The 24,753-nt window shown below is 53.4% G+C and carries 26 protein-coding genes; 8 read left to right on the top strand and 18 right to left on the bottom strand.

The features are described from left to right. The first annotated feature begins 77 nt into the window (after window positions 1–77). Window positions 78–965 carry a LysR family transcriptional regulator gene (locus EV681_RS14290; protein WP_165393061.1) on the top strand — a complete coding sequence of 296 codons (888 nt, stop codon included), beginning with the start codon at window positions 78–80 and terminating at the stop codon, window positions 963–965. Window positions 966–1,033: 68 nt separating this feature from the next. Here the strand turns inward: EV681_RS14290 and EV681_RS14285 are convergent, their stop codons facing one another. The 9 genes from EV681_RS14285 to EV681_RS14240 all read right to left on the bottom strand — a co-directional run bounded on the left by EV681_RS14285 (window position 1,034) and on the right by EV681_RS14240 (window position 8,807). Next, on the bottom strand, window positions 1,034–1,477 hold the full coding sequence (locus tag EV681_RS14285) for a YchJ family protein (RefSeq protein ID WP_242612264.1): 444 nt from the start codon (window positions 1,475–1,477) through the stop codon (window positions 1,034–1,036). 43 nt (window positions 1,478–1,520) lie between these two features. Beyond that, a complete protein-coding gene (locus tag EV681_RS14280; protein ID WP_128392841.1) occupies window positions 1,521–2,228 on the bottom strand; it encodes a glutathione binding-like protein in 708 nt (235 codons plus the stop codon). Next, complete coding sequence (locus tag EV681_RS14275) at window positions 2,221–2,850, bottom strand: TetR/AcrR family transcriptional regulator (RefSeq protein ID WP_479722559.1); 630 nt, start codon at window positions 2,848–2,850, stop codon at window positions 2,221–2,223. The genes EV681_RS14280 and EV681_RS14275 overlap by 8 nt, the downstream gene beginning before the upstream one ends. Window positions 2,851–3,218: 368 nt before the next feature. Then, window positions 3,219–3,929, bottom strand: coding sequence for a GntR family transcriptional regulator (locus tag EV681_RS14265; RefSeq protein ID WP_130304344.1), 711 nt, complete (start codon window positions 3,927–3,929; stop codon window positions 3,219–3,221). A gap of 34 nt (window positions 3,930–3,963) precedes the next feature. Further along, window positions 3,964–4,851, bottom strand: coding sequence for an NAD(P)-dependent oxidoreductase (locus EV681_RS14260; RefSeq protein ID WP_130304343.1), 888 nt, complete (start codon window positions 4,849–4,851; stop codon window positions 3,964–3,966). A gap of 38 nt (window positions 4,852–4,889) precedes the next feature. Beyond that, entirely contained in the window at window positions 4,890–6,317 is a 1,428-nt protein-coding gene (locus EV681_RS14255; protein ID WP_423191207.1) for an aldehyde dehydrogenase family protein, read from the bottom strand. 73 nt (window positions 6,318–6,390) lie between these two features. Then, the gene (locus tag EV681_RS14250; protein WP_128392844.1) at window positions 6,391–7,368 is read right to left on the bottom strand and encodes a Bug family tripartite tricarboxylate transporter substrate binding protein; all 978 of its coding nucleotides are present in this window, start codon (window positions 7,366–7,368) and stop codon (window positions 6,391–6,393) included. A 95-nt stretch (window positions 7,369–7,463) separates the two neighbouring features. Continuing rightward, window positions 7,464–7,865: a carboxymuconolactone decarboxylase family protein gene (locus tag EV681_RS14245; RefSeq protein ID WP_128392845.1), complete on the bottom strand. Its 402-nt coding sequence runs from the start codon at window positions 7,863–7,865 to the stop codon at window positions 7,464–7,466. A gap of 48 nt (window positions 7,866–7,913) precedes the next feature. Next, window positions 7,914–8,807: an NAD(P)-dependent oxidoreductase gene (locus EV681_RS14240; RefSeq protein WP_165393060.1), complete on the bottom strand. Its 894-nt coding sequence runs from the start codon at window positions 8,805–8,807 to the stop codon at window positions 7,914–7,916. A gap of 287 nt (window positions 8,808–9,094) precedes the next feature. Between EV681_RS14240 and EV681_RS14235 the strand changes: the two genes are divergently transcribed. Next, window positions 9,095–9,373: a type II toxin-antitoxin system RelE/ParE family toxin gene (locus tag EV681_RS14235; protein ID WP_130304341.1), complete on the top strand. Its 279-nt coding sequence runs from the start codon at window positions 9,095–9,097 to the stop codon at window positions 9,371–9,373. Between the two features lie 9 nt (window positions 9,374–9,382). Next, window positions 9,383–9,700, top strand: coding sequence for a HigA family addiction module antitoxin (locus EV681_RS14230; RefSeq protein ID WP_130304340.1), 318 nt, complete (start codon window positions 9,383–9,385; stop codon window positions 9,698–9,700). 53 nt (window positions 9,701–9,753) lie between these two features. On the opposite strand, the gene EV681_RS14225 is transcribed toward EV681_RS14230, so the two are convergent. The 6 genes from EV681_RS14225 to EV681_RS14200 form a co-directional block, all read right to left on the bottom strand. Continuing rightward, window positions 9,754–11,160 carry an LLM class flavin-dependent oxidoreductase gene (locus EV681_RS14225; protein WP_128392848.1) on the bottom strand — a complete coding sequence of 469 codons (1,407 nt, stop codon included), beginning with the start codon at window positions 11,158–11,160 and terminating at the stop codon, window positions 9,754–9,756. 50 nt (window positions 11,161–11,210) lie between these two features. After that, window positions 11,211–11,522 carry a DUF4387 domain-containing protein gene (locus EV681_RS14220; RefSeq protein WP_130304339.1) on the bottom strand — a complete coding sequence of 104 codons (312 nt, stop codon included), beginning with the start codon at window positions 11,520–11,522 and terminating at the stop codon, window positions 11,211–11,213. Continuing rightward, the gene (locus EV681_RS14215; protein ID WP_130304338.1) at window positions 11,506–12,891 is read right to left on the bottom strand and encodes an acyclic terpene utilization AtuA family protein; all 1,386 of its coding nucleotides are present in this window, start codon (window positions 12,889–12,891) and stop codon (window positions 11,506–11,508) included. The genes EV681_RS14220 and EV681_RS14215 overlap by 17 nt, the downstream gene beginning before the upstream one ends. 113 nt (window positions 12,892–13,004) lie before the next feature. Then, the gene (locus tag EV681_RS14210) at window positions 13,005–13,988 is read right to left on the bottom strand and encodes a Bug family tripartite tricarboxylate transporter substrate binding protein (protein WP_165393059.1); all 984 of its coding nucleotides are present in this window, start codon (window positions 13,986–13,988) and stop codon (window positions 13,005–13,007) included. A gap of 149 nt (window positions 13,989–14,137) precedes the next feature. Continuing rightward, a complete protein-coding gene (locus tag EV681_RS14205; protein WP_130304336.1) occupies window positions 14,138–15,151 on the bottom strand; it encodes a flavin reductase in 1,014 nt (337 codons plus the stop codon). A 115-nt stretch (window positions 15,152–15,266) separates the two neighbouring features. Continuing rightward, the gene (locus tag EV681_RS14200) at window positions 15,267–16,220 is read right to left on the bottom strand and encodes a LysR family transcriptional regulator (protein ID WP_130304335.1); all 954 of its coding nucleotides are present in this window, start codon (window positions 16,218–16,220) and stop codon (window positions 15,267–15,269) included. 403 nt (window positions 16,221–16,623) lie between these two features. Between EV681_RS14200 and EV681_RS14195 the strand changes: the two genes are divergently transcribed. After that, window positions 16,624–17,589: a Bug family tripartite tricarboxylate transporter substrate binding protein gene (locus tag EV681_RS14195; RefSeq protein ID WP_130304334.1), complete on the top strand. Its 966-nt coding sequence runs from the start codon at window positions 16,624–16,626 to the stop codon at window positions 17,587–17,589. Between the two features lie 8 nt (window positions 17,590–17,597). Further along, on the top strand, window positions 17,598–18,368 hold the full coding sequence (locus EV681_RS14190) for a GntR family transcriptional regulator (RefSeq protein ID WP_130304333.1): 771 nt from the start codon (window positions 17,598–17,600) through the stop codon (window positions 18,366–18,368). A 68-nt stretch (window positions 18,369–18,436) separates the two neighbouring features. On the opposite strand, the gene EV681_RS14185 is transcribed toward EV681_RS14190, so the two are convergent. From EV681_RS14185 to EV681_RS14175, 3 genes are all read right to left on the bottom strand, one after another. After that, window positions 18,437–19,300, bottom strand: coding sequence for an isocitrate lyase/PEP mutase family protein (locus EV681_RS14185; protein WP_165393091.1), 864 nt, complete (start codon window positions 19,298–19,300; stop codon window positions 18,437–18,439). A gap of 185 nt (window positions 19,301–19,485) precedes the next feature. Beyond that, on the bottom strand, window positions 19,486–19,998 hold the full coding sequence (locus EV681_RS14180; protein ID WP_130304332.1) for a LeuD/DmdB family oxidoreductase small subunit: 513 nt from the start codon (window positions 19,996–19,998) through the stop codon (window positions 19,486–19,488). Further along, window positions 19,995–21,272: a 3-isopropylmalate dehydratase large subunit gene (locus tag EV681_RS14175; RefSeq protein ID WP_130304331.1), complete on the bottom strand. Its 1,278-nt coding sequence runs from the start codon at window positions 21,270–21,272 to the stop codon at window positions 19,995–19,997. Before EV681_RS14175 ends, EV681_RS14180 begins: the two co-directional genes overlap by 4 nt. A 419-nt stretch (window positions 21,273–21,691) precedes the next feature. On the opposite strand from EV681_RS14175, the gene EV681_RS14170 reads away from it, so the two are divergent. From EV681_RS14170 to EV681_RS14160, 3 genes are read left to right on the top strand one after another with little or no spacing between them, the layout of a single operon-like run. Further along, the gene (locus EV681_RS14170; RefSeq protein ID WP_130304330.1) at window positions 21,692–23,698 is read left to right on the top strand and encodes a type VI secretion system Vgr family protein; all 2,007 of its coding nucleotides are present in this window, start codon (window positions 21,692–21,694) and stop codon (window positions 23,696–23,698) included. Between the two features lie 12 nt (window positions 23,699–23,710). Next, window positions 23,711–24,217, top strand: a complete 507-nt coding sequence (locus EV681_RS14165) for a hypothetical protein (protein ID WP_128392860.1) — start codon at window positions 23,711–23,713, stop codon at window positions 24,215–24,217. Window positions 24,218–24,252: 35 nt separating this feature from the next. Next, the gene (locus EV681_RS14160) at window positions 24,253–24,753 is read left to right on the top strand and encodes a hypothetical protein (protein WP_128392861.1); all 501 of its coding nucleotides are present in this window, start codon (window positions 24,253–24,255) and stop codon (window positions 24,751–24,753) included.

Genomic DNA, 24,753 nt, shown 5'->3' with positions numbered 1-24,753 from the left:
TTTGCAGGCAATAGGTATAGTATGCAAAGGAAAAAAGTTATATCATCCATGACTAAAACTCATACCATGGAGTGCCGGTGAAAATCAGACATATCGAAATTTTTCACGCCATTCGCACGACCGGTTCGGTCAGCCGGGCGGCGCGTTTGCTTAATATTTCCCAATCCGCAGTCAGCAAGACCCTGGGGCATGCGGAACTGCAGCTGGGCTTCCAGCTTTTCGAGCGTGTCAAAGGCAGGCTGAAACTGACGCCGGAAGCGCAGTCGCTGGCGCCGGAAATTGAAAAAATGATGAACCAGCTGGAGCACATCCGCTCGCTGGCGTCCAATATCCACCAGCATCCCGCAGGGTCGCTCAAACTGGGCTGCCTGCCAAGCCTGGGCCTGCACCTGATGCCCCAGGCGGTGTCGCTCATCAGGCAACGGTATCCAGACATCAATATTGAAATTACCACGGGGCATGAGTCGGAGCTGATCAGAAAACTGCGCTCGCGCGAGATCAATATCGCTTTCACATTCAAGCCGGACGAGTATCCGGACTGTTCAGCCTCCACCATTGCCAAAGTGAACATGGTGCTGGCCGGGCCGCGCAACGGCCAGGTGGAAGACCCTCGCCAGGTAGACTTCACAAAGCTGATCACCTATTCTGCGGGAGACCCTGTCACTCGCATCATAGAATCCATGGCTATTCCGTACCAATTTACCAACCAGGTCAAGGTTGAGACGTATTACGTCGCCGCCGCCATTGCCGAGTACGAAGATCGGCTTGCGATTGTGGATGAATTCACCGCAAAATTTGTCCTGCGAGACAAATCCAGGTACATCCATTTTGACCCGCCGATCACCCTTGATCTGGTGGCCATCTACCGCGAACAGGGGCCACCCAGTACATTAGAAAAACAATTTATAGGTGGCGTACGCCGTCTGGTCAGGCAGGAACAGGCAAACGAGATGCAGGCGCACTAACCGGGTGGCTGCATTTTTTTTGGAAAACTGGTGCAAGTGGTGATCCAGGCAGAATTGCTGGAGGCAGTCTACTGCAAGCGCCTCCCCCCTGTCGGGCGTTCTTTTTCAACAAAATCCCCATCCACATAAACCCACCGCCCGTCTTCACGCACAAAGCGACTTACTTCATGCAGGCGTGCCGCGCGTCCGTTCTGGCGAGACCGGGCAACAAACTCTACCGTAGCATGATCGTCGTCCTGCTGAGCGTGGCGTCGCACATCCAGCCCCAGCCACTTGGTGCCCGGTGCATTGGGTTCCAGCGACACCGGACGGGTGCTGCTGTGCCAGGTCTCTAGCAGGTAATCGAGCTTATCCAATACGAAAGCGGTATATCGGGAACGCATCAGGGTTTGCGCATCGGGGGCCATCAAGCGCAGCGCGCCTTGGTGCCAACGACCGCAGCAAGCCTCATAGCTTGACATGCTGCCGCAAGGACAAGGCGACTGCTGCGGGAACGAATGGTGTTGTTTCACGGAAAAATTGCAGAAGTAGTATCGGTAAAGAAGTATACCGCCGTCACGCACGCGCCCCGGCGCTTTGTGCAGTCTGTCCGAACAGAATCTTCTTGCCCTCCTCGGTTACCGTCGGCCGACTCGAAAACGGCTCTCCCTTGGCATAGGCGCGTACAGTAGCGGGCCGCTCACGAATTTGCTCGAACCATCGATGCAGATTCGGAAAGGCGTGCAGGTCTTGTTGCTGGCGTTCGTACGGCACGATCCATGGGTAGGAGGCCATGTCGGCGATGGAGTACTGCTCGCCCGCGATAAAAGAGCGACCCTCCAGGCGACGGTTAAGCACGCCGTACAAACGGTTGGTCTCTTTAACATAACGGTCAATCGCATACTGGATTTTCTCGGGAGCATAGACGCCGAAGTGGTGATTCTGACCCGCCATGGGTCCCAGTCCGCCCATTTGCCAGAAGACCCATTCCATCACCGTTTTGCGCGCGCGCACATTGGCAGGTAAAAATTGACCGGTTTTTTCGGCCAGATATTGCAAAATGGCGCCCGATTCGAACACTGTGATTGGCTCACCACCGTCAGTGGGAGCCGTGTCGATGATCGCCGGCATCCGGTTGTTGGGAGAAAAAGCAAGGAACTCTGGTTTGAACTGGTCGCCAGCGCTGATGTCTACCGGATGAATTTGGTAGTCCAGTCCGGCTTCTTCCAGAAACAGGGTAATTTTGTGGCCGTTGGGCGTGGGCCAGTAATATAGGTCAATCATCTTTTTTCCTTTTTGCATGAGGCGGGTCAGAAGTAAGTAACGTTAATGCGGGGCGAATCATTCCCTCGAGCAGGGCGCGTTCCGGTCGGGTTCTGGCGAGCACGCGCATACCGATGTGGATTCCAAGCAGCATTTGCGCAAGCTCAGTGGCGCCAATACTGTTCGTAATGGTGCCATCGCGCTGGCCGGTGCAGATGCAGCGTTGGAAGAACGCCTCTACATGTCCGAGTACCTCAGTAACGATCTGCCGGAACTCGGGATCATGCGGAGCCACTTCCAGTGCCGAGTTCACAATCAGGCAGCCTCGTCGCTGCTTGTCATCCAGCGAGCGCTCAATGGTATCTGTGAAAAAGGCGCCTATCGCCTCTGGTGCAGACAGGGTTGCTTCCAGCCGATGCGCACGAGCGGCAAAGCTGGTTTGCACGTAATAGTGCAGCGCCCGCCGGTACAGGGTTCGTTTGTCGCCGAAGGCGTTGTACAGGCTCGCGCCGGTGAGCCCCATTCTGCAGGCCAGTTCCCGGACCGACGTGGCTTCGTACCCGTGCTGCCAAAAGCAGTCTATCGCTGCGGCCAGCACTGCGTCTTCATCAAACTCTCTGGGTCGGCCCATCGTCACGATCACTCAAAATAGTCTCGCCTTAAGGCAGTTAATTGCCTGTTATTGTGGCCATTCTAAAACGGTCGATCTAAAACAGTCAAACATATGCTTATAACAAAAAGCGTACGTGCATTGCTGTTAGTGCTCCCCAACTATAAATGCGAAGGACTGGATATTTATGCAGTCATCCCAAGCAAGCGTTACCTGCCCTACAAAGTGCGTCTGTTCATTGACCACCTGCGTGGATATTTTCATGATATGAACTGGACAAGTGCGTCAGGTAGATTGTGAATGCACGGTTCCGTAACGGCCTATTGGGAAGGCGTAAAACGATGGACAGGAGAAGAACACCTGAAGCTGGGTGGTAAACAACCAGAACTGGCTGCACTTTGCTACTGAGGGATTGTCGCCTCGTGCGTCGAGCCAGCCTCTTTATCGTTCGTTTGTTCGGCCATTACTTGCAAAGCGATATTCGCCGCCTTTCCCACGTGCTCAGCGCAAAGCTGCGAGGCCAACTGCGCATCACGGTTGCCAATTGCCTCTATGATCGCCTGCAGCTCCTGAACCGTGTCGGTCAGTCTTCCGGGTTGGCCCATCGACAGCCTGCGCAGCGAATTGATCCGGTTATTCAACCCGGTTAGTATTTCTTTCACCACCGGGTTGCCACATGCGTTTAACAAGACGTTGTAAAACTCGTTCTTTGCGTTCACGAGCGTCTTATGGTCCGTGCCGTCCTTGCATTGGGCAATCAGAGCGAGATTGGCTTGCAGCGCCGCAATGTCGCTTTCGGATGCGAACTGGGCGCACCCTGCCCCTGCCAGCGCTTCCAATGCCTGCCGAACAGCATAGATGGATTTGGCTTCATCCAGCTGGATTTCAGAGACCATCGGCCCGCGAAACGGGACGATCGTAATCAGTGCTTCAGCTTCAAGTTGCTGAAGCACTTCACGCATCAATGATCGGCTGACATCGAACCACTGGCACAACTCTCTTTCCACCAGTTTTTGACCAGGTACAAATGAGCCCTCGACGATCGCTTTTCGCATGGCATCGATGACTTGTTTTTTGAGTGATACATCAACGCGTTCGAATTTAATGCTCATGGGTAGACCCGTAATATGGACGTTCGGCCTGTATTTACGTTAATGGTACTCCGATGCGTTGCGACACATGCCTGGCCAGTTCTGTATGATCGGCCCCTTTGCCAAGCGTGTCATTGGCCGCATTCCAGATCTCAAGGCAGCGCTGCGAGAACTGCGCCTTATGCCCTTCATCCAGGCCTAATGCAATGCCCAGATCCTTGACCATCAACTCCAAGCCAAAACCAGCATTATACTTTCCAGACAGGACAAATTGCTTGAATTTCTTCTGTGTGGAATTGTTCATTCCCGTGGACGCATTCAGAATATCGACCATCACCTCCGGATCCAGACCGCACTGCTTGCCAAGCAGGAGCGCTTCGATGCCAATTAGAAAACCGCCCGCAGAGACCAGATTATTGAGCGCTTTCATGGCATGAGCAGTACCCACCTCGCCGGTGCGCGCCACGCTCGAACCCATGGCCTGCAAGATGGTTTCGATCTGCTTCAGTGTTTCGTCACTGCCGCCATACATGATGGAAAGCTCCCCAGACTGCGCCCGGGTCACACCACCAGACACCGGCGCATCCACCAACTGCGCGCCACGCGCTTGCGCCTTGGCGGCCAGAGCCTTGGTCATGGCCGGTACACCCGAACTCATCTCAATGATGATCGTGCCCGGTTGCATGGCAGCAAAGACTCCATCAGGGCCCGTAAGAACTTGTTCGACGATGGCGCTTGTGGGCAACATCGTGATAATGATCGAAGCATGCGCTGCCACCAACGCAGGTGTCGTCATCACGCGAATGTGCTCATCGGTCATCTGCGCCGCCGCTTGCGCATTTGCATCGTGGACAGCAACAGCATAGCCAGCCCGCACCAGATTCTGCACCATCGGCTTGCCCATGCTGCCCAGGCCGATAAATCCTAGTTGTTCTTTAGTCATGTTTAATGCCCTTTATATGATGTTGGTTTTCGCAAAGGTTAGTGATGAAAGCCAACCATGCTTTTGAGTTCCAGATATTCCATCAATCCCGCCTTGCCCCATTCCCTGCCGTTGCCAGATTGCTTGTAACCGCCAAAAGCGGCGCTGAAGTCGGCAGCCGGATAGTTCAGGTGAATGGTGCCGGCCTGTAACCTGCGGGCTACATCGTGTACGCGCCCAAGATCCTTGCCCTGGACGTAACCAGCCAGTCCATATTGCGTTCCGTTAGCAATTTCCACAGCGTGATCGATCGAGTCATAGGCAATCATTACAAGTACGGGTCCAAAGATCTCCTCACGGGCGACACGCATGTCCGGCGTTACATCAGAAAAGACAGTGGGCCTTATATAATAGCCTTTGTCATACGGTGCTGCCCTGCCCGGCCCGCCGGCAACCAGGGTTGCACCTTCCTCAATTGCGCCGGATATGAACCCCTGGATGCTCTCGAACTGGCGTTTATTGACGACAGGTCCAAGGCTCGACTTCGGATCATCAGCTGGCCCCACAATATATTCTGACGCAGCCTTTGCTGCCATATCCGCAGCGCGGGCCATTAGCGATCTTGGCACCAGCATGCGTGTCGGAATAGAGCATGATTGGCCTGCGTTTGTAAAGCATCCGGCAACGCCTTTCGTAACAGCCTGCTCAAGATCGACGTCAGCAAGAAGAATGTTGGCCGATTTGCCTCCCAGTTCCTGAGCCACCCGCTTGACGGTGGGGGCCGCACAGCGGGCGACCTCGATACCCGCGCTGGTCGAGCCTGTAAACGAGACCATGGCCACATCAGGATGTTCGGCCAGGCGAGCGCCGGCATTCTGACCATCACCTAATATAAGATTAAACACCCCGGCCGGTGCCCCCGCCTCATCCATAATCCTGGCAAAGAGCATGCTGCTTAATGGCGAATACTCGCTCGGCTTCAGAACCGTGGTGCACCCTGCTGCGATGGCTGGCGCCAGCTTGACGACAATCTGGTTCACAGGCCAGTTCCAGGGCGTAATCAGGCCGCATACTCCGATCGGTTCCAGGCGCATTCGTGTCGCGCCTTCGCTCCACTCAAAATCGAACTTCTCAAGAACGGAAATGGCCTCTGTCAGGTGCACCACACCTCTCATTGCCTGGGCCTCGCGTGCAAAAGTAATCGGCGTTCCCATCTCCAGACTCATGAGCTGCGCAAATTCTTCATAATGATTGCGATAAGCCGCCAGAATGCTTCTCAACAAATCAAGCCGCTGTGCTTTACTGGTAGCCATGAATGCGGGCAAGGCGCGCTTTGCCGCTTCAACAGCACGATCAACGTCTGTCGCATCACCCATTGCAATGGTGGCGCACGCCATTTCTGTCGACGGGTTTATAACCGTATAGGTCTCTGTGCCATGGGGTGCTACCCAATGTCCGTCGATATAAAACTTGTCATGCACAATCACGCTTCAAGCTCCCAGTGAAGATGCAATGCCCGATCCGGGCTTGCATTGAAAAATACCTGTTTCCCGGAGGAATTTATTTATTGATCGGAATGTTTGCGTCGTGAATCAATTTTGCAAAACGATCCAAGTCGCGCTGCGTAAGCCTGTGCATTTCCTCGGGGCCGCGGCGCTTTCCTTGAGGCGCGATCGCTCCCAGGGAGTCAAGGGCAGCTTTCACCTTCGGATCATCCAGCGCTTCGTTCAACGCTTTTACGAGTTTATCTGCACGATCACGGGGAATGCCCTTGGGTGCGGCAATTGCGTTCCAGACAGACATGTCGAACTCGGGAACCCCGCCCTCGGCAAAGGTTGGTGTATCGGGCATTTGGGGAATACGCTCGGGGCTTGCAACAGCCAATGGGAGAATGCGGTTTCCCTTGCTTGCGGGAATCATTGCGACTGTCTGATCAATCACCACGTCTACCGTGCCGGCCATTAAATCCACCAACGCCGGACCGGTGCCGCGATAGGGAATCATTTCACTTGTGGTTTTTGTTAAATATAAAAAGTATTCTGCGCCAATATGTCCCGTACCGCCAGGTCCGCCGTTACCCAGATTGATGCGCGGTTGCGAAGAATCACGCATGCGTTGGAGCAATGTTGGTAAGTCCTTGATACCACTTGCAGCACTTACTGACAGCACCATCGGCACTTCAGCAACGAGACCCAACGGCTCCATCTCGCTCTTGGGATCAAACTTCATATGCGGATATAGCGTTGGCGCAATGGCAAAAGAACCCATGTTGCTAAGCATGATGGTATAACCATCTTGTTTGGCGCGCAGGAACTTCTGAACGCCCGGTACGCCACCCACGCCACCGATGTTCTCCACGATGATCGAGGCACCAATGGACTTGGCCATCGAGTCTGCCACAATGCGCGCCAATCCATCTGTGGACCCGCCTGGTGCATAAGGCACGATCATAGTGATGGCTTTATCCGGATAGGCGTTGGCAATGCCCGCAACGGCAATAAGCGCCGCTCCCAGCCAATGACGAGTGTGCTTTAACATAAATGTCTCCTCCCACTTTGTTTTCTGTGGGGTATTTTGTTGAGCCAGGGCACCGCACTGAAATTAAATCGCGGCAGGCCCTGCGTGAACGGAAGTTATTTGTCGGATTGCTCCGCTTGCTCGTCGCGGAATTCCTTGATCGCCTGTGAAGCAATACGAAAAGAATCCATACCGGCAGGAATGCCGCCATAAATGGCCACGTGCGTCAATGCGCCGCGAATTTCTGTTTCTGTCAGGCCATTTCGCAACGCGCCCTTGACGTGAAGCGAGAGTTCGTGCGGCCGGTTCAAAACTGAGATCATGGCCAGATTCACCAGACTGCGCTCCCGGCGCGTCAAATCGTCATTGCCCCAGCACAATCCCCAGCAAGCCGTGGTCGTGATTTCCTGAGCGATCCGATTAAAATCGGTAGCGTTTGCAATCGACTTGTCGACAAATTCAGCGCCGAGCACTTCACGGCGTACCTTCAGGCCTTTTTCATACAGTTCATTGTTCATGTTGGTTCCTTTACAGTGATGGAATGGTTGATAAGAGGTTGAGATCGCTTAGGCAGCTTTGTCTTCTATGGTGATGCCCGACCACTGCTCCAGCACGCGGGCAACATCCGATATGTCGGCGCTATCGCCAAAAGTGGCGGTGGTGATGGACAGCATTTCCCTGATGGCTACGCTGACTGGCATGGGTATTCCCATTGAGGCGGCCTCTTCTATACACAGCGTGACGTCTTTATGCGAGAGCTTGTTGGCAAATCCAACCTGGAAGCGGCGGCTGACCACCTCGTTGGGAATCTTGTGAGTGGTTGCGGTATTGCGACCACTGCTTGAATTAATAATTCCAAGCAGCGCCGTAGGCTCCACGCCTGCCTTGACTGCCATACAGATGGCCTCTGAAGAGGCCACCAGCGCGGCTGCCGATAACATATTGTTGGCCAGCTTGGCGGCCTGCGCCAGACCAGGCGCCTCACCAGCATATAGAACCGTTCCCAGCACCTGAATAAGGGGTTCAATTTCCTCGCGCAGCGCGGTCGGGCACGAAACCATCAGGGTCAGCGTGCCGGCAGACGCGCCAGTCACGCCACCACTGACCGGTGCTTCGACCCATTGAATATCGCGCTTGCTGACAATCTCATGCGCACGCCTGGCCGCCCGGATTCCTATTGTGGACAAATCGACCACGCGGCTTATCTGCTTGCCGGCAACCAACTGGGACAACACCAATTCAACAATCGCTGGCGTAGGCAAGCTCAGGAAAACCGTGGCTGCACGATCAGCCACAGCCTGGACGCTTGGCTCGATGGTCGCCCCCAAAGCTTGGGCTGCCGACAGCGCATCTGCAGATGTGTCAAAAACATGGACCTGCCTACCTGACTTAAGCAGGTTGGCCATCATGGGAAGCCCCATTCGCCCCAGGCCAATAAAACCAATTTTCTGGCTATTCAAACTCATCTCCATATGTCTGATTGTCATACAATATGGCGATCATACGTTTTATTAACAAAACATGAATATAGGGATTAACCCTTGTCTGGTAGGGTTGAAAGGCAGTTGTTTTTTCGCCCGGCGTGTATTGCGGGCTTGTCGTTGGGTGTGGTTTTTGGGAGGATTTGAGGGAAATCGTTGTGTCGCGGTTCTTCGCTCATCTGATGGCAGTGCTCGGAAACTACGAATTGATTTTATCCACGATCTTGATACTATCTGTTTGCGTTACTAACGCTTTACGTTACTATATGATCAAGTCCTTTGCTTGCCAGGACACCGAAACCATGTACAACGGCATCCGTGTTGCTCGTTTCGTCAATATTGAAAAGGTAGCCATGCGCAAATTGGCCATGCTTGAAAGGGCCGCCAACATTGCAGACCTGCGCGCCCCACCGAATAATCGGCTGGAACGTCTAAAAGGCAATCGACAAGGACAATACAGCATCCGTATCAATGATCAATGGCGCATCTGCTTTGTCTGGACCGGGCATGACGCCGAGCGCGTCGAAATTGTGAACTATCACTAGGAGGTGACTATGCATACCGTACCATACCCAACGCCTGGCGAGATCTTGCTGGAAGAGTTTCTGAAACCGATGAATATCAGCCAGTATCGGCTGGCAAAAGAGATTGGCGTATCACAAAGACGCATCGGTGAGATTATCGCCGGCAATCGCGCCGTGACGGTAGACACCGGCCTGCGTTTGTCGCGCTATTTTGGTACCTCTGATGAGTTTTGGACAGGTTTGCAATTGAGCTACGATCAGGCGCGAGCAAAAGATGCGCTGGCCGATGTACTGGCTAAAATCAAACCTCTGGAGCAGAAGCGGATAGAGGGTCCACCGCCAAAATAAACCAATAGGATTTTATTCCGGCAGTGACATCCCTGCAGCCACCTCGCAATCAATTACGCCGTCTCGGCAGCTTCCCTCAATTGCGCAGCCGCCTGCTGATCTCGGAGCCAATCGCCACTTTTCGGGTAAGGCAGGCCAAGGTTCTCGCGCAAGGTATCTCCCTGATAATCCTTGCGAAATACACCCCGACGTTGCAGTTCCGGCACCACCATACGCACGAAATCTTCATAGCTGCCCGGCGTATGCGTCGGCGAAATGACAAAGCCATCACATCCGCCTTCGACAAACCATTTTTCCATCTCATCGGCAACGGTTGTCGGCGACCCCACAAATACATTGAACTCCTTGAGCTTGGCGCGCTTGGAAAAATCAATAAAATCACGTACCGACGGGTTTGATTTGCCACTGAGCATCACGACCCGGTCGCGGAAAGCACGCCAGCCCGATACGGCTTTCATGTCTTCATCGTTGATGGGTTCATCTATATCACGGCCCGCAAAATCGTGGTTGAGCACTTCGCAAATCAGAGCCAGGGCGTCTTCATCTTTGGCAAGCGCATCGGCATACGCCATTTTCTGGCGGGCGATCTCATCAGTTTCCCCCACCACGACATAACATGCCGTTGCGATCTGCACCTTGTTCGGGTCTCGCCCTTCGCTGGCAATCACAGATTTCATTTCGGCATACTGCTTTTTGGCCATATCCAGATTGGGATATACCACAAAGATAAATTCTGCCCAGCGGGCTGCAAAGGCTTTGCCACGGCCACTCTGCCCGGCCTGAATCAACACAGGCTGGCCTTGCGGGGATCTGGGCACGGTGAACGGGCCACGGGAATTGAAGTACGTGCCGCGATGATCCAGTCGTTTTACTTTTTCCGGGTGGGCAAATAGCCCCTTGTCCTTGTCTATCACCAGCGCCTCTTCCTGCCAGGTATCCCAATGGCCAAGCGTCGCCTCCAGAAATTCGTCGGCACGCTCATAGCGCTGGTCATGCTCCAGATGCTTGCTGCTGCCGAAATTGGCTGCTTCGGAATCATTCAGGGACGTCACCACATTCCACGCTGCCCGACCTTTGGTCATAAGATCAAGGGTGGCAAAGGTGCGTGCCACGTGATAGGGTTCATAGTAGGTCGTCGAGTAAGTGGCGCCCAATCCCAGTTTTGTGGTGACCGCAGCCATGGCTGAAAGCACCACCACCGGATCCATTTTCACCGCCCGAATGCCATGTTTGACGGTGTCCGTATGATCTCCCGAATAGATGTCGGGCATGGCCAGCCGGTCGTCAAAAAATGCCATATGAAATTTGCCTTCTTCAAGCACCCGGGCAATGCGTTGATAATACTCGGGCGTCAGAAAATCCGGTGTCGTGGCGGCATGGCGCCAGCTTCCCGGATAGGTAGAACAGTTCTGAGCCTGCATGAAGCCGATAAGGCTCATTTGACGTTTTTTCTGCTGCATAATCAATGCCTCCAGTCTGATATAAAGAATTTTCTATAGTGAACTCTTCCCTATACGGGAATGTCCACCTCCAGCAGCGGTCCGTGCTGCTGGGCGCCATACACATCGCTATCGCCAAAGGCGCCGGCCGGGATCAGACGCGGAAACGTCGCCTTGAAGGCGCGGGCCGCGCGGTAAGGCGTAAACAAAACGTCTTGCTCAGGGACCTGGTATAGCTTTGCAAACAAGGCAGCATTGAGCACACCGGTTCTTTCAACGCGGTCGAACATCTCTTCCGAATCAAACATGACATCAATAGTCAAATCAAACGGCCCGGCATTCTTGCTTTTGCAAATGCTGGCCAGTTCACGAATTTTTGTCATTGCTCGCTCCAATATGCACGTACTCGACAGGAAATAACTGGTTCGGATCGTCTACTTCAACGATATGAAAAACACTGAATTCGTACGCCAGGCCAAGTGAAATATCCGAAGGCGAGAATGGAATTGCCATATTTCCTTCCCGACACATCCGACCTGGAAAATCGGAATGCAGCATGGACAGTCGCGCAATACCGATCACGGCGTTCGCCAAATCCTGCGTGTCGGCCTGTACTTCAACTACAAATGCCATTTCATGAGGCACGGCAAACGATGCCGTCTCACGCACGCCCATCACTCCATTTCGACCGTAGCTGCGAATTGCAATGCGGTACTGCGCTGGCTGCACGCCAAAGGCGATGGTTTTTTCTTCGATATTGGCATTCACAATATCAAGATATTGTTCGACGTCACGAATCAGAATCGGGTCCCGTGAAGCGCAAATCGTGATGGCGCGGTACCCGGTGCAATGCACCCCTTCGATCTTTACGGTATACGGGGTGTGGTTTTGCCAGCGCATCCCGCTGACTCTGACAACCCTGTCCGAAATCTGCTCAAACTTGCAGTCAGACGTATCCAGCATACCGCCCGGCTCCAGATGATGAATCGGGCTTTTATTTTCATGCAGCGCAAAATTAGCGACCGACAGCGTGGTGCAGCGCTGGTTCGGGTTGGTCGGTTCCAGGTCGACGTGCTCGGCGGTAATCCGCGCCAGCAGACAACCTTCGCGCTTTGGCACAGCGGGCTCTGAACCGCATTCGAGCATTTTTCCTGCATACCAGGCCTGTGCTGGCGGCAAACCGGCACGAATCGCGACCGCGGCCCAGGGAGCCGGATCCGTACTTCGGCCGGCCAGAATCACTTGGGCGCCTTCATCCAATGCACGAATGTAAGGTTCCGGCCCCATCAGGCCGACGATGCGCGTAGCATCGCGGATCGTCTCTTCAGAAAGTGGCGTCTGTCTTGAAACCGCATGTACCTTGTCAGCAGCAACACGCTGAATCAAAAAATCCTCATCCAGCTCCGAGCGGATCAGCGCCAGTTTGAACTCAAGCTGCTCCTCGGCGGCAATTTCCCGGACAATGTCCGCCATCATTTGCAGATGCGGCTCTCCCCCCGCGCCTCCCGAGGTACTCACAACAACAGGAATACCGCGAGGTACGCCCCCTCTGATCATGATACGCAGATCCCGCTTCATGGAGACGCGAGAACAAAATGCCTTGCCTGATCCGAGGTAATAAGGGCCAGGATCAGTGCTCCCGCCATCCGCGCCGATCATGTGTGGCTCCTGCGCCAGCCCTGCTTCGAACGCGGATTCGGGAAAGCCATAACCCAGTATGGGCGTGGCCGAGAGCAGTCTTATCTCACTCATGATGGATTCCTTTCTCTTGTCGTTCCTGCTACCTGCATATCCTTCTCCTTTAATCCACTATGGCAATACCTAGCATTGGCATACATATAACTATCTCCTGCGGCGATCCGCGTCTATTCAGGCGTGATATTGAATTTGGCGGCCAGCGCCTTGATCCGCTGGAAGTACTCCGCCTGATCCGCGTTAAATTCGTCAACGCCATTGGCAACGGGCTCTGCAGCCTGGGAAGCCAGTGCGGTCTTCATCTCTGGATCAGATGTCACGGCCTTGACTTCCTGGCGCATGCGCTCAAGCGCGGCCCGCGGGGTGTTGGCAGGGGCATACAAGCCGTAGGTGACGTAATAGTCAAAATCTCCCAAGCCCAACTCCTTCAACGTCGGGACCTCGGGCAACGCGGATGAGCGCTCCAATCCGGTCACCGCCAGTGGATGTAGCCGTTTTGATTTCAGATAAGGAATAGCGGCCGCAATGCTTGAAGACGCAATAGACACGGCGCCGCCGGCAGCATCGACCAGAAGTGGACCGCTCCCTTTGTAAGGCACGTGCACGATGTCCATTTTCTGGCTGTCCGCCAGCATTTTCACCAACATCATGGTGAATTTTTCGGAATTGGCTATGGAGTATTTGCCCGGATTGGCGCGTGAGAGCGCAACAAAATCCTTCATATCTTTGGCCGCAATGGCCTCGTTGGCAGAAAAGAGCAAGGGGGAACGCGCGATTAACGTCACTCCCGTCAGATCGGTGAACGTGTCATAGGGCAAATTCTTGTGCACGAGTGGATTAAGCAGATGTGTTCCCACCGCGACAAGATAGGTGTACCCGTCAGGTGCCGCGCGCGCAACCATATTAGTGCCGATAATGCCATCGGCACCTGGCCTGTTTTCAACAATCACGGTCTGTCCCAGCCGCTGGGAAAGCTTATCGGACAATTTGCGTACAAGATAATCGGAACCACCGCCGGCGCCATAAGGCACAATAATACGAATTGGCTTGCTGGGAAACTTCTCTGCCTGGGCGGTTGTCGTGACGCCCGCCAGCGCCACAGAAGCAACCGCGGCGACAGAAATGAGCAATTTATTGAATGGCCACACTTTCATTTTCCTTGTCTCCAATGTCATTTATGTATTTTTGGATATGGGACTGCCTCCCCCACCGTGCCAACAAGGCACCGGGAATCCGGCAGTGTTATTACAACTGAACAACTGAAATTGCAACTATGATCATCTTCAAGACAGAGACGCCCTTTTCAGACTGACAAGGGCGCCATCAGCTTTGCCTGAGAAACATAATCAAGATAGTGGCTTACTGCGTTTTCCACCGCGGTCTTGTCCCGGCCTTTCAGGGCAGCCAGCATCTCCCACCTTAACGGGTCGAGCTCCGGGCGGTACAGCGTGCCCACCTTATCGGACTTGTGATATTCATTGACGCTCAATTGCAGCAGCGTGGTCAGTGACTGCGCCACCACTGCTATGACCTCGTTATGTGCCGCCGCGGCGATCTGGTCGAAAAACCGGATAGCCAGCCGGGCTCGCTGCAGCATATTACCGGCATCAATCTGGTCCTGCATTTGCTGCAAAGTAAGTTCAATGGCCGCAAAATCCTCGTTTGCCGCATTGGTGCAGGCAAGCCGGGCCATGCCGATATATACCAACCGTCTTGCCTCGAGCAGTTTGGCCGGTCCGATCGTCCCTTTAGCGGCAAGTTCTCGCAAGGATTGGGTCACCATCATGTACGCGCCTTTGCAAAATACCAGCGGGTCGTCTTCACGCACCCGTTCAAAGCGCTCGACCCGTCCGATAAAGATAATGTGATCACCTGCGTCATGCTGTTGATGCATGCTGCAGTGAAACCGGGCAACACAATCGTCAATCAACGGCACACCTGCATAACCGCTGCTAAACGCCATCCCCTCGAACTTATCGGTGATGGCCGAAGTGGCGAACCGTCCGGACAACGCGCCCTGATCGCCTGCCAGGACATTAATCGCGAACGCGCCGGTATTGCGAAAGACATCGATCGAGCTGCTTTTTTTGCGCAGGCTCCACAGCACCAGAGGCGGATCCAGCGATACGGAACTGAATGAATTACAAGTCAGTCCGCAAGCTTTTCCCTTTCCATCGAGCGTGGAAATAATGGCCACTCCTGTAGGAAAGCACCCGAGGGCATGGCGAAATTCCTTATGATCAAATTCCGTCGCTTGAGCTGGCTGTGCAGCAGGCGCTCCTGCCTGGGCTTTAGATGCAGATTCGTAAGTGTTCAAGCCAGTTTCTCCTGTGATGCATATACAGACAGATTCAGTCTATAGCGCACACCACCGGAGAACAATTTCTAATTATTAATACATTTATAAGCCATATGAAATAATCATCCGGCTCTCATTTGGCCCCGGATGGTGGACCAAGCGTGGCGGCAAAATCTTCTCGCAGTTGATCGCAAAAGTGCTGGGCGCACATGGTGGGCATATGTTTTCGAGAAAGCAGAATACCGAAACAGCGGGTCAGATGCAGCTCTGGCAAAGATAGAATGGTGCGCGGACGCTGTACATTGGTTTGCGCCATTGAGCGGGGTAACAACGCGACGCCATGGCCCGAGTCCAGCATCGCAAGCAACGTTGTCAGATTTGTCAAACGCGGCGCGAACCGGCCTCTCAATCCCTGCTCACGCATGGCGTTTGCAATTTGGCTTTGAATGCGATCGTATTGCTGCAGCAACAGCAAGGGGTAACCACTCAGCGAGGCCAGCGTCGCCGGTTGTGATAACGCCAACGGATGATCCGTCGGGACCACAACAACCATTTCGTCCTCTCCCAGGGGTTCAAAGGTAAACATGGCAGGATCACCTTCAAACGCCACCACGCCCAGATCCGCATCTGCGCTATGGATGGCGGCAAGAATTTCGTCATGCTGCATGTCTTTGATGTGCACATCTACATGGGCATGCCGGCGGGTAAATCGCTGGATGATCGACGGCAGCGATTGCGCTGCGATAATAGGCGATGCAGCAACGACCAGGCGTCGCTTGCCCTGCTCTGCTTCGGCTTGAAAATCGTCCAGCAGATTGCGCAAATCGTGCAAAGCGATGGTGGCCTTTTCATAGAGTTTTTTTCCTGCTTCAGTGGGCTCCATGCGCCGCGTCGTGCGCGTGAGCAGGCGGGTGTGTAAAACGGCTTCCAATCGCTGCACTCGCTGCGTCACCGCCGGCTGAGAGATATGCAATCTGGTTGCAGCGGCATTGAAACTGCCACAATCGACAACGGCCAGGAAGGTCTCGAGCTCCAGCAAGTCAAAGCGCAAAGTACTGGATCGGTTTGATTTGCTTGCCGGCATCATGTTAGGACCCTTTTTATTGCCAATAGCCGGTTACCGGCAGCACACACCGAAAATGGGATACGGCAGCGTTGCCGAACGGCATAATGCGAACTCCACATGTTGTCTCCGAATCACCTGTCATATTAAAAGAATATTTTTTTACAGTATAGGTGAATATATGACGAACCATTCTGTTACCAGAAGATAGTCAGAGTGATATAGACCCCGCCCTAATGCACCAGCAAAACAGGCCATACACACCATGACAGGTCCAGCAATTGGATATGTGCAACATGGGCGCTACCCTAAAAAGTGAAATATTACTTCCTGCGCTCTTCCAGTTTATATTTCACTTGTATTGTCATCAGTACATCTATATGATTTAATACGTTCTTTACATGCATATAATTAGAGGAGACTTTGCATGCACCAATCCTATTTACGTGCTGGCCTGCTCGCCGTCGTACTTGGCTGCACGACCGGCTTTGCCGCCTACGCCGCAGACAAACCGCCGCTTAAACTGGTCGTGGGCGCAACGCCCGGGGGTACCACCGACCGCGTTGCCCGCGGGATTGCCCAGGAAATGAGCGGTATTCTTGGACAAACCGTGATCGTCGAGAACCGGCCAGGCGCCGGCGGAAATATCGCCGCCGATGCCGTTGCCCGCGCTCCCAAGGATGGCAATACGCTTTTGATCAGCTTCACCAGTTTTACGGTTAATGCGACGCTTTACAGAAAGCTGCCGTTCGACCCGGAAAAAGATTTCACGCCCATCACCATGCTCGCCGAAGTGCCCAGCGTACTGATCGCCCGCAAAAATTTCCCGGCATCGGATGTGGCCTCACTGATCGACATGGCCAAAAAAGAGCCAGGCAAATACTCTTTTGCGATAGGCGGCATGGGCTCTTCCCTGCATATGGCCACGGCCAGCTTCGAGATGGGCGCCAAGATCAAAGGCCTGACCGTACCATACAAAGGTACATCGCCCGCCATACAGGATGTAGTGGGTGAACAGGTGGATCTGATGTTTGCCAGTGCTGTCAACGTAATGCCGCTGGCCGGCGGCGAGCGCATCAAGATTCTCGGCGTAACCAGTCCTGAACCAATGAAACAGTTCCCGTCAGCACCGCCTATCGGTGACACAGTCAAAGGATTTTCTTCCAAAGCCTGGTTCGGCATGTTCGGGCCAGCCGGCATGTCCAAAGAGCGCCTGACGCAGTTGAATAAGGCCGCTGTAGAAGGTGCACAGCACGAGAATTTTGTGAAAATGATTGAGCCCGAAGGCGGTACCGTGGTTACCAGCACGCCAGAGGAATTTGCCCGGTTTGTGTCCGAGGACATTAAACGCTACGCCGACGTCGTAAAATTCACCGGAGTAACTGCCGACTGACTGCCCCTATGATTGATAATCCCACGCCTCGCTACTACAAAATATACCGCCTGCTCAAACAGGCGATAGAAAATGGTCAGTATGACCATCAGGAGGCGATGCCGGGAGAAAACGTACTGGCAGAGACCTACCAGGTGTCGCGCCTGACCATCCGCCGCTCCCTGGACCTGCTGCAAAGCGAAGGCCTGGTAGAGCGACGCCAGGGTTCAGGAACCTTTCCCCTGCCGCGCAATGTTGCCACACAGCCTCTGTCGGCAGATATCAACAAGCTGGTCGCCCATTTGAATAAAATGGGTTCGGGCACCCAGGTGCGCCTGCTCAGTTTTGAATATGAAACTGCCAGCCAGTTGGCCGCACATCAACTGGAATTGCCCGCCAATAGCAAAGTGCAAAAAGCCATCCGCGTGCGCTATCACGACGACAAGCCCTTTTCCTATCTGATCACCTATGTACCCGAGGATATCGGGCGGCGCTATACCAAAGACGATATGACTCAGCAGCCCTTGCAGGCGCTCTTGAAAGGATTGGGTATCAAGCTTGGTTCGGCCGAACAGTCCTTTACCGCAACGGCGGCCGACGCCCATCACGCAGATGCGCTGGATGTGGGTATCTCATCGCCGCTGCTATGCATCAAACGGTTAACCCGCGATACACAGGGACGCCCGGTTGAATATCTGATTGCAGTCTATAACCCGGAACGCTTCGAGTATCGCATGGCGCTATCGAATAAACGCTCCAAGGGAATCGACGGCTGGATTGTGAACGACACGCAGGCGTAGTTGGATTATTGCCCCCTTCATGCGCAACCGCTTTCGTATAAATGCGCACCACCTCGTACTTCTATTGCTTACTCGTAACGCGCAGCCTGCTCCAGCAATGACGGTGTACCAATCAAATCGTTAAGCTGATCAAAATTGAGCATCGCATCCGCCGACCCGTTGGTCGAACCGTTCTGGTACAACTGGCCGTAAAAGCGCTCAAGCGCATGCGCAACCGCGCGCGCCGCAGCGCCGGGGAAAATCACAATGCTAAAGCCGATTTTTCCCAGATCGCTCGCCGAATGAATAGGCGTCATGCCACCCTCCACCATATTGGCCAGCAATGGCACCCGCCCATTGAACCGCGCACAAGTCTGGCTCATCTGTTCTTCGGAGCGCACCGCTTCTATGAAAAGAACATCCGCCCCACATTCCAGATAGGCTTCGGCCCGTTCCAGCGCTGCGTCCAGTCCTTCCACTGCCACGGCATCGGTTCTGGCCAGAATTAGCGTGTCTTGGCTGTGCCGCGAATCCAGCGCAGCCTTGAGCTTGCCACACATTTCGGAAACAGGAATCACCGATTTTCCTGCCAGATGACCGCAACGTTTCGGAAATGTCTGGTCTTCAAGCTGAATCATGGATGCGCCGGCCTTCTCGAAACCCCGTACCGTGCGCATGACATTCATCGCATTACCAAAGCCGGTGTCACCGTCCACAATAACCGGCAGACTGATGCGATCGGCAATGCGCGAGAGCGTCTGCTCCACTTCCGTATAAGTGGTCAGGCCTACATCGGAGCGACCCAGCCGGGTGTAGGCAATTGAGGCACCGGAAAGATACACAGCCTGAAAACCGGACTGTTCTGCAATCAGGGCAGACAACGAATCATAAACGCCTGGCACAAGCAGGCAGGACGACGATTTCAGAAGGGATTTGAGTGATTTCATTTGTATTCAAGTGTTCGGTTCTGCCCCGCATGTCGGGCAAGAAAGGTTATTGACGAACGGACACCCGCCAATGCATATCAGAAGAACGAGCGAATCAAGCGGACGAAAACACAGGCCCAGCGAGCGGCGAGCGTCGCCATCACAAGCGTCATAGCGCGTGGTATCAGCGCGACACACAAACGCCGCCTTTGTCACTGTGCGCCAGTTAGTTTGCGTTCCAGCTGGGCCAGCAAACCGCCAGCTGCAGCCATCTGAACCAGAAATGGCGGAATCGTCTGACAGGCAAACATGTGCACCGGCTCGCTGCCGGTCTCTGCATCCGCATAGACGCGCAGTACTGATCGCTCCGTATCAATTTCAATATAACTGCCCTCGTCAATAGCTTCGGCCTGGGGGCATACGATGGCCAGCAAACCCAGATTGAAAGCATTACGAAAGTACAAGCCGCTGAAGGACGGTGCAATCACGGCTTTAACACCCAACTGGACCAGCACGCCGACTGCCTGTTCGCGCGACGAGCCAATCCCAAAGCCAGGGCCGGCAACAAGCACGTCTGCAGGCCGCAGCGCAGCGGCAAGATCCGGGTAGCGGGCTTCCAGGCAATGCGTAGCCAGCTCCGGCAAATCCAGTTTCATATAGGCCCCAGGCGCCAATGCATCGGTATCTATATTCTCGCCAACACGCCAAACGCGATATCTGCTCATTGTTTACCCTCCGTCAGCACGATCCGTGGATCTGAAATACGTCCCGTCAGTGCCGATGCGGCAACCGTGTAGGGCGAGGCCAGATACACTTGGGTGTCAGCCGATCCCATGCGCCCCTTGAAATTGCGCGCCGTACTGGAGATCACATTGGCGGCCCCCTTCAGCGCATTGCCATAGCCCGAACAGGCACCACAGGAAGTGGCAAATACCTGCGCGCCCGCATTAACCAGAATATCCATTATTCCTTCATCCTGCGCTTCCTGCTGGTCACGCAAGGTGGCCGGCGCCACCATCAGGCGAACGCCGGAATCGACACGCTGGCCTTTGAGCACCGTTGCGGCGGCACGCAAATCTTCCAGCTTGGCGCCGGTACAGGCGCCAATGTAGGCCACCTGCACCGGTATATCACGCATGTGATCGACAGGATGAACATTGTCCGGACTGTGCGGCGCCGCGACCATGGGCGATAGCGTGCTGGCGTCAAAAGAGCGTACCTCGCGCTGAGCGGCGTCATCGCTGCGCCAATAATCCAGTTCTACGTCTGCATTTACGCCCACCGACTCCAGATAATCCAGCGTGGTCTGGTCCGGCGCAATCAGGCCCACCTGCGCACCCAGCTCGGCACTCATATTCGATAGCGTCATGCGTTCCTGCATGGAGAGCGCCGACACCGCGCTACCGGTATATTCGACGGCCGCATAATTAGCGCCATTGGTACCATACAACCCAATCATATGCAGCATCATGTCCTTGGCCGTCACGCCGGCCGGCAGTAGCCCGGACCAATCCATGGCAATGGTCGGCGGCGTGCGTACCCATATTTCACCAGTTACCACCACGCCCAGCATCTCGGTGCTGCCGATGCCGAACATATACGCGCCAAATGCCCCACCCGTGGGCGAGTGCGAGTCGCCACCGACGCAAAACATGCCCGGACGTAAATGACCTTTCTGCGGCAGCACCACATGGCAGATGCCAATAGAGTCATATACATTGGGAAGCTGTTGCTCGCTGGCCCAGTCGCGTGCGATTTTCAGGATCCGGCGTGAGTCGTCATCTTCTTCGGGGACGTAGTGATCCATCACCAGGACCACCTTGGATTTATCCCAGATTTGCGCCCCGAGCTTTTCAAGCATGGGTTTGAGCCGGCGCGGACCGCTGGAATCGTGAAACATGGCCAGGTCCACTGCACATGTCACGATCTCGTTCACCGCCACCTCCTGCCGGTGGCTGGCCCGGGCGATCAGTTTCTGTGCAAGCGTCTGCGCCGCCATAGCAAGGTCCTTTTTGGGAAAAATATACGAAGTTTGCCTTATTATAAAGATGTACTTACAACAATACAAGTAATGCATGTACACACCAACACTCATCGCGCCCACCGGCCGGGACCGGCTCCAGCCACATCGCAATGTCCGGGTCTGCCAAACGATCTGAATAGGCAGGCACACTGACCCATGGCGCCGATTTTATAATTAGCAAATGAAACAAATTACATTATCGCTACAGAAATACTAATGTTTTGTTACGTATATGGTAGATACGCCAGTTGTAATTTATACCCAGATTGCGTACATTCGTTTGAGTAGTAATGTTAATGAAACAAGACTCAAAAAAATCATTAACTATCTGTAAATAAACAACATTCCAACATTTTTCCGGCAACGCACGCATCCTTTGACCTAAGGACATCTCCGTGGATATTCCAAATTCGATCCAGTTTCGCTCCATTGTTGCACACACGCCACTCGGAGGTAGTCTGGGCTTTCGCCAGATGAACGGCTCCGAAGGCCTGTCGCAATTATTTGAATTCGACGTCGAACTGGTCGCCGACAATTTCAGTCTGGACCTCAAGAGCCTGCTTGGCAAACCGCTCACGCTTGAAATCGAAACAGTGGCCGGATCCCGCTTTCTGAATGGGCAGGTAACACGATTTCAGCTGATTGGCCGGGAAAACGCCGTATCCCGCTATTACATCTATAAGGCGAGTGTACGGCCCTGGCTTTGGTATCTGACCCAGACCTCCGACAATAAGATCTTCCAGCAAAAAACCGTGCCGGATGTAATCAAGGAGGTCCTGGGCGAGTATGGATACCCATTTGAAATGAAGCTCAGCGGCTCCTATCGCAACTGGGAATATTGCGTCCAGTACCAGGAGACGGATTTCGCGTTTATCAGCCGTCTGATGGAACACGAAGGTATTTACTATTACTTCAAGCATGAAAACGGCCAGCACACCCTGGTTATGACAGACGACATTTCGTCGCACAAGGCCACGCCGGGATACGAATCAATCCCCTATTACGGTCCGGATCGCCATGGCAAGCCCCAGGAAGAGTACGTTTCCATGTGGGAAGTAGTAGCCCAGATCACACCAGACGGTTACGCGACCACTGATTACGATTTCACCAAGCCTGGCGCAAGCCTGGATTCCGTATCGAAGCGTTCCGGCGGATCGCAAAACGGCAACCTGGAAATGTTTGAATGGCAGGGTGGCTTTCAGGAGGCGGATCATGGTGAGCAATATTCACGTGTACGGTTGCAGGAACTGCAAAGCCTCCAGGAACAGGTACGAGGCATCGCCAATGCCCGCGGCATCGCCGCTGGCTTTACCTTCAACCTGAGAAACCACCCCAGGTCTGCAGAGAACAAGGAGTACCTGGTCGTCTCGGTCAATTACCGGATGAGCGTTGCAGGCTATGCCACCGGCACCAACTCAGAGGATTTCTATGAAGAATCCTTTATCGCCCTGCCCGCCTCTATCCAGTATCGTGCACCCCGTATCACGCCTATTCCTCGCACCCACGGTCCGCAAACTGCGCGCGTAGTGGGCCCTGAGGGAGAGGAAATATGGACAGACAAGTACGGTCGCATCAAGGTCCAGTTTCACTGGGACCGCTACGGCAAAAAAAATGAAAACAGCTCCTGCTGGGTTCGCGTATCCAGCCCTTGGGCCGGCGGCGGCTTCGGCGGCCTGCAGCTGCCTCGGATCAAGGACGAGGTTGTCGTCGACTTTATTGGTGGATGCCCGGACAGACCCATCGTATTGGGACGGGTTTATAACGCCAGTAATATGCCGCCGGTGGAGCTGCCAGCGAAAGCAACAATTAGCGGCTTCAGAAGCCAGTCGGTATTCGGGGATCTGGGCACCACGAACATGATGCTTTTTGACGATACTTTGGGTGCAGAGCTGATCACGCTAAAAACGCAAATGGATATGGTGATTAGAAGCCTGAGGGATATGGAGGTTGTCGTAGGCAACGACTTGCGAGCATCGGTCAATTGCAACGCTCATACCACAATCGGTGCCAACGAGTACAAAGCAACGGGAGGCGCACGCCATGATCATGTGGAGAGTGACACCAAACAGAAATACAAAGGCGGACTTGAGAGAAAAGTTGAAACCGGCACAAAAGAAGAATATTTAACTACCCGAGAAGTAACCACTACGGGCGTATACAAGGAAAAACAACCGGATTATCACCTCACCAGGGATGGCAGCAGTACTGTATCCATTAAAGGAGATGCTCACAATTATTATATTGAAGGGCCGACCAATCTGACAATCAAGGGAAATGTAAATCTGGTTGTCGATGGAGAATGGACTGCAAATGAGCCGACGGCGGTGAGTCCAGAGGCCCCCGCAGAAATTGGCAGCGAACCAACAGCGCCAACAAAACCGTATATATGCCACCCACAATAGGAACGCTTGGTTATGGCTCGATATAAAGGAAATTACAAAGATCTTTTTAAAGATACGGCGACATATACCGTAGACGGAAAAGAGACCAAAACCGTCAAAGGAGAATCCAATAGCACTTTCGAAGCGGGTATGGGTCTGACCGTTACTAATGGAAAACTGACGATCAAAGCGGACACGCTTGATGAAACGACGACCCAGTGGCTTGAATGTAAGGGCAATTGGAAAAAATGGGAAACCGGTTGGTCATATACAAAGACATATTTGGCTGGGAATATTAATCTGTATGGTGTTTTTTTGCTATCCACAGTCGATACGAATTCAATCGCGGGGGTGATTGTTAGCAATGGAAAAACCAACTGGCGCAATGTAAATCTAGTTCAGCTTCTCTTTACTGTAACTGCAAAGGAGGGGATTCATGAAAATAAAACACAAACAAAACTAAAAAATACCAAAGCTGGGCTTTTTGTTGGCAAGATTGGAACAGCGGTCTGGCGAAATAAGATAACGCGGCTTATATAAATAATATTTGTCTTACGAGTATTGAGAAAAGAATCATGACTGTGTATCTAAAGAAATTCGAAAATGTATATGAGAAAGATCTAACATCTGATATTGATGGCATAGAAACTGTTTATGTAAAAGACAAAACGACGTTTAACTACACGAATGGACTCACTATTGATGCCACAGGGAAAACGTTCTATCGAAAAGCTAATACAGTCGATATTCAAACACCAAAACATACACTGGATTATCAGACATCTGAAACTCATGGATACGCTCAAGCTGGATTTGCAGCGGTCAACATTCAGGTAAATATAGTAAATACCGCAATCGCTGGCTGGAAAACGGAAACCTCCACTTCTTATAATCTGGCCGGAGGGTTATTTATTAATCCGTCACCCATTAAAATTTCTCGGAAGGGATCCCAAAGAAGAGAGCATCGCCGCGTTCACGAGTTCCATATGCTATGGCGAACAAACAAGGTTAAGGAGAGTGTAATAATAGACAAGACGTGTACTCTGCTCTATCAATTACATATGTGGGGGATATAA

It is taken from the genome of Advenella incenata, from assembly GCF_004217095.1.
Classification (GTDB): Bacteria; Pseudomonadota; Gammaproteobacteria; order Burkholderiales; family Burkholderiaceae_B; genus Advenella; species Advenella incenata.
The sequence above is the reverse complement of the archived record's forward strand: the minus strand, read 5'-3'. Positions and strand labels throughout refer to the sequence as shown.

Coding starts and splice junctions, on each gene's coding strand:
- EV681_RS14260 (WP_130304343.1), bottom strand. CDS start 4,851: ATGACTAAAGAACAACTAGGATTTATCGGCCTGGGCAGCATGGGCAAG.
- EV681_RS14195 (WP_130304334.1), top strand. CDS start 16,624: ATGCACCAATCCTATTTACGTGCTGGCCTGCTCGCCGTCGTACTTGGC.
- EV681_RS14250 (WP_128392844.1), bottom strand. CDS start 7,368: ATGTTAAAGCACACTCGTCATTGGCTGGGAGCGGCGCTTATTGCCGTT.
- EV681_RS14230 (WP_130304340.1), top strand. CDS start 9,383: ATGCATACCGTACCATACCCAACGCCTGGCGAGATCTTGCTGGAAGAG.
- EV681_RS14175 (WP_130304331.1), bottom strand. CDS start 21,272: ATGGCGGCGCAGACGCTTGCACAGAAACTGATCGCCCGGGCCAGCCAC.
- EV681_RS14160 (WP_128392861.1), top strand. CDS start 24,253: ATGACTGTGTATCTAAAGAAATTCGAAAATGTATATGAGAAAGATCTA.
- EV681_RS14165 (WP_128392860.1), top strand. CDS start 23,711: ATGGCTCGATATAAAGGAAATTACAAAGATCTTTTTAAAGATACGGCG.
- EV681_RS14220 (WP_130304339.1), bottom strand. CDS start 11,522: ATGACAAAAATTCGTGAACTGGCCAGCATTTGCAAAAGCAAGAATGCC.
- EV681_RS14180 (WP_130304332.1), bottom strand. CDS start 19,998: ATGAGCAGATATCGCGTTTGGCGTGTTGGCGAGAATATAGATACCGAT.
- EV681_RS14210 (WP_165393059.1), bottom strand. CDS start 13,988: ATGAAAGTGTGGCCATTCAATAAATTGCTCATTTCTGTCGCCGCGGTT.
- EV681_RS14265 (WP_130304344.1), bottom strand. CDS start 3,929: ATGAGCATTAAATTCGAACGCGTTGATGTATCACTCAAAAAACAAGTC.
- EV681_RS14235 (WP_130304341.1), top strand. CDS start 9,095: ATGATCAAGTCCTTTGCTTGCCAGGACACCGAAACCATGTACAACGGC.
- EV681_RS14225 (WP_128392848.1), bottom strand. CDS start 11,160: ATGCAGCAGAAAAAACGTCAAATGAGCCTTATCGGCTTCATGCAGGCT.
- EV681_RS14245 (WP_128392845.1), bottom strand. CDS start 7,865: ATGAACAATGAACTGTATGAAAAAGGCCTGAAGGTACGCCGTGAAGTG.
- EV681_RS14200 (WP_130304335.1), bottom strand. CDS start 16,220: ATGATGCCGGCAAGCAAATCAAACCGATCCAGTACTTTGCGCTTTGAC.
- EV681_RS14215 (WP_130304338.1), bottom strand. CDS start 12,891: ATGAGTGAGATAAGACTGCTCTCGGCCACGCCCATACTGGGTTATGGC.
- EV681_RS14280 (WP_128392841.1), bottom strand. CDS start 2,228: ATGATTGACCTATATTACTGGCCCACGCCCAACGGCCACAAAATTACC.
- EV681_RS14190 (WP_130304333.1), top strand. CDS start 17,598: ATGATTGATAATCCCACGCCTCGCTACTACAAAATATACCGCCTGCTC.